Origin of the sequence: Falsiroseomonas oryzae (genome assembly GCF_027856955.1) — a bacterium.
GTDB lineage: Bacteria > Pseudomonadota > Alphaproteobacteria > Acetobacterales > Acetobacteraceae > Falsiroseomonas > Falsiroseomonas oryzae.
Window position 1 is genome coordinate 1 of sequence record NZ_JAPSMD010000504.1, and the last position, 3,447, is coordinate 3,447.

Genomic DNA, 3,447 nt, shown 5'->3' on the forward strand with positions numbered 1-3,447 from the left:
TGATCGGCGGCGGCCTCGGGGCGGCCGGCGGGGCGCTGACCGGGCGCTGAACCCGGCGCGGCGCGCGCCGCTTGCGCGCGCCGCAGGCCGGGTCTAACGCCCGCGCGTGAACTACAGGCACGCCTTCCACGCCGGGAACTTCGCCGATTGCGCGAAGCATGCCCTGCTGGTGGCGCTGCTGCGCGGCTTGCTGGCGAAGGACAAGCCGTTCGCCGTGCTCGACACCCATGCCGGCATCGGCAGCTACGACCTCTCCGCTCCGGAGCCGCAGCGCACCGGGGAGTGGCGCGACGGGATCGGCCGCGTGGCCGAGGCCACGGCGCCGCCGCTGGCCGACTATGTCGCGCTGGTGCGCGCCGCCGGCTTTCCGGCCTCCTACCCCGGCTCGCCCGCGATTGTCCGCGCGCTGTTGCGGCCGGGCGACCGCCTGATGCTGTGCGAGCTGCACGTTGAGGACCACGCGACGCTCCGCGCCCGCTTCCGCGGCGACGCGCAGGTCGCCGTCCACCGCCGCGACGCCTGGGAGGCGCTGACCGCCCTCACGCCCTTCCCTGAACGGCGCGGCCTGGTTCTGATCGACCCGCCCTTCGAGAAGGAGGGCGAGTTCGACCGGCTGGCCGCCGGCCTGGCCGCGCTGCGCCACCGCTTCCGCGCTGCCGTGGTCGCGGCCTGGTATCCCATCAAGCACCGCGCGCCCGTGCGCGCCTTCCACGCCGCGCTGCGCGAGCAGGCGGTGCCCGACTGCCTGGCCTGCGAACTGACCCTGCGCGAGCCGACCGACCCCACCCGCCTGAACGGCTGCGGCCTGCTGGTCGCGAACGCGCCGTTCGGATTCGAGCAACAGGCGCGCGAGATCCTCGATGCCTTGCTCGCCCGGCTCGCGCGGGGCGAGGATGGTGCCGCAACGACGGTGATGCGCGTCACCGAGGAACGATAGGACAGCCCAGATGCCTGCACGCGGACGGCGGCGGATCGCGGTGCTCGGCGCCGGTGCCTGGGGCACCGCGCTGGCGGTGCAGGCGGCCCGCGCGGGCAACGGCGTGGGCCTCTGGGCACGCGACGCCGGCCGCGCCACGGCGATGGCCGAGACGCGGCAGAACGCCACCTACCTGCCCGGCGTGCAGCTCTCCCCGGCCATCGAGGTCACCGCCGACCCGGCTGCGGCGCTGGCCGATGCGCTGTTCGTGCTGGTCGCGGTGCCGGCGCAGTTCCTGCGCCCCGTGCTGGCCGCCCTGCCCGACACCGGCGCGCCGTTGATCGCCTGCGCCAAGGGCGTGGAGCGCGGCACGCTGCGCTTCCCGCTGGAGGTGATGGCGGAGGTGCGGCCTGGCCGGCCCACGGCCGTACTCTCAGGCCCGAACTTCGCGCATGAGATCGCCAAAGGCCTGCCGGCCGCCGCCGTGCTGGCCAGCCAGGACGGCGGGCTGCGCCAGGTGGCCGGCGACCTGCTGGGCACGGCCGGTTTCCGCATCTACGGCGGCGACGACCCGATGGGCGTTCAGGTGGGCGGCGCGGCGAAGAACGTGATCTCGATCGCCGCCGGCGCGGTGATCGGCGCCGGCCTCGGCGAGAACGCGCGCGCCGCCATGGTGACACGCGGCCTGGCGGAGCTCTCGCGCCTGACGGTCGCGCTCGGCGGCAGGGCGGAGACGGCGGCCGGCCTGTCCGGCCTCGGTGACCTGCTGCTGACCACCACAGGACCGGGCAGCCGCAACACCTCGCTGGGCGTGGAGCTGGCGCGCGGGGCGAGCCTGGAGGATGCGATGGCCAGCCGCGTCGGCGTGGCGGAGGGCGTGGAGACCGCGCCCGCCATCGTCGCCCGCGCGGCGGAGGCAGGGGTGGAGCTGCCGATCTGCGCCGCCGTGGCCGAGTTGCTGGCCGGCCGCATGTCGGTGGGCGACGCGATGGGCCGACTGCTGGCACGGCCACGACGCGACGAGTAGCCGGGCGCGACACGGGCGCAACGCGCGGCGCACGCGGCTGGACGGCGCACCGGCCGCGCCACAGGACCGACATGCGTGCAACGCCTTCGCGCCGCGCGGCGCCGCAGACGACATCTGCCCGAAAGGCCACGCCGTCAGGATCCTCCGCATCGCCACCGCGCCGGCATCGGGCCGGCCCGGGGCGCCCGACGGAGACACGTCATGCGCATTCCCGCCTTCATCCACCTGCCCGGCGACGCCGTGGCAGCCCATGCCGACGCCGTCCGGGGCAACAGCCTGGCCCGGTGGTTCGGCGCCATCCTCCAGCTGCTGCAGGCCTGGCGCGACGAGCGGCGCACCCTGGCCGAGATCGCCCGCCTGGACGACGCGACCCTGCGCGACATCGGCGTCAACCGCTGGGAGCTGCAGGCGCACATGCAGGCCGAGCGCGAGCGCAACTTCCGCCAGTTCGGCGCCTGGCGCATCCGGCCGTGACGCCGGCCGGGCCACCCGGCCCGGCTGGCATCAGGCCATGTCGCGGCGACTGTAGCCGCCCCGCTGCATCACCGGCGGCCGCGGTCCCATGACCGCGTCGATCAGCGCCTTCGCCTGGTTGAACTGCGCCACGAGCGTCGTCGCCTCCGGCTCCGGAGTCACCTGGTGCGGCGAGCCGCGGCCGCCAGGCGGATGGATGATGACCGCGCACTGGCCACGGCCGGCGTCGCGCAGTTCGATCTGGTGGCCGCGGTAGGACCTGAACGACACCGCTGTGAGACGTGCCACGCGCACCTCGCTTCCTGCGCCGGCGCCCGGCCGACGCGCTGCCCGGCCCGCCTGTCCTGCCCGGTCGTCTGTCGGCTCTGCCGACGGAGGGGCAGCCCAGGCTGGCCGTTGAGAACAAAGACTGGTGGCCCGGGACGGAAGGCCAAGGGATGGTCCGCCGAGCAAGTCTAGAGCAGCCCTATGCTGCACCGCAACATACATGATCCCGACGCGGACTCGTGACCTCACGCGGTTGTCACGGGATACCGGCCGCGCCGACGCCGAGGCGGTTGCCATGCTGCGCTGCAACATATAGTCCGGGCGCACGCAGCGCGAGAGACCGCATGTCCACGAACCCGATGATCCCGACGTCCCCCTTTCTCGGCCCCTGGCTGGCCGGGCTCGGCACCATGTCCACCGACTGGGCAGCGCTGTGGAACGGCGACCTTGCCCGCCGGCAGGTCGAGATGATGACCGCCTTCCAGCGCCAGGCGATGCGCTTCTGGACCGCGCCCTGGTGGCTCGCGCCGGCGCAGGCCGCCCAGCCGGCAGCCCCGACGGTTTCGACGGCGACAGCCCCGGCCGCTTTTGCCCCGCCCTCCCTGCCGGCCCCGGTGGTGCCCGTGGTCGAGACAGAGGCGGAGGCCGAGGCCCGGCCCGCGCCGGTGGCCGCGGTGGAGCCGGAGGCGCCCGCCGAGCCGCAGCCTGCGGCGGGGATCGTTGCCGCGAAACTGCCGAAGCGCGCCAAGCCGGCGGCGCCGCT

At 74.9% G+C, this 3,447-nt stretch carries 5 protein-coding genes; 4 read left to right on the plus strand and 1 reads right to left on the minus strand.

Going from position 1 to position 3,447, the window contains the following annotated elements; genetic code table 11:
- The first annotated feature begins 106 nt into the window (after positions 1 to 106).
- The 3 genes from OZN99_RS27810 to OZN99_RS27820 all read left to right on the plus strand — a co-directional run bounded on the left by OZN99_RS27810 (position 107) and on the right by OZN99_RS27820 (position 2,417).
- The gene (locus tag OZN99_RS27810; protein ID WP_270938471.1) at positions 107 to 937 is read left to right on the plus strand and encodes a 23S rRNA (adenine(2030)-N(6))-methyltransferase RlmJ; all 831 of its coding nucleotides are present in this window, start codon (positions 107 to 109) and stop codon (positions 935 to 937) included.
- A gap of 10 nt (positions 938 to 947) precedes the next feature.
- On the plus strand, positions 948 to 1,943 hold the full coding sequence (locus OZN99_RS27815; protein WP_270938472.1) for an NAD(P)H-dependent glycerol-3-phosphate dehydrogenase: 996 nt from the start codon (positions 948 to 950) through the stop codon (positions 1,941 to 1,943).
- Positions 1,944 to 2,144: 201 nt separating this feature from the next.
- Positions 2,145 to 2,417 carry a DUF1127 domain-containing protein gene (locus OZN99_RS27820; RefSeq protein ID WP_270938473.1) on the plus strand — a complete coding sequence of 91 codons (273 nt, stop codon included), beginning with the start codon at positions 2,145 to 2,147 and terminating at the stop codon, positions 2,415 to 2,417.
- 30 nt (positions 2,418 to 2,447) lie between these two features.
- On the opposite strand, the gene OZN99_RS27825 is transcribed toward OZN99_RS27820, so the two are convergent.
- On the minus strand, positions 2,448 to 2,705 hold the full coding sequence (locus tag OZN99_RS27825; RefSeq protein WP_270938474.1) for a hypothetical protein: 258 nt from the start codon (positions 2,703 to 2,705) through the stop codon (positions 2,448 to 2,450).
- 323 nt (positions 2,706 to 3,028) lie between these two features.
- Here OZN99_RS27825 and OZN99_RS27830 point away from each other — a divergent pair.
- Positions 3,029 to 3,447: hypothetical protein (locus OZN99_RS27830; protein WP_456299908.1), on the plus strand; the 419-nt coding region annotated here is incomplete at its 3' end.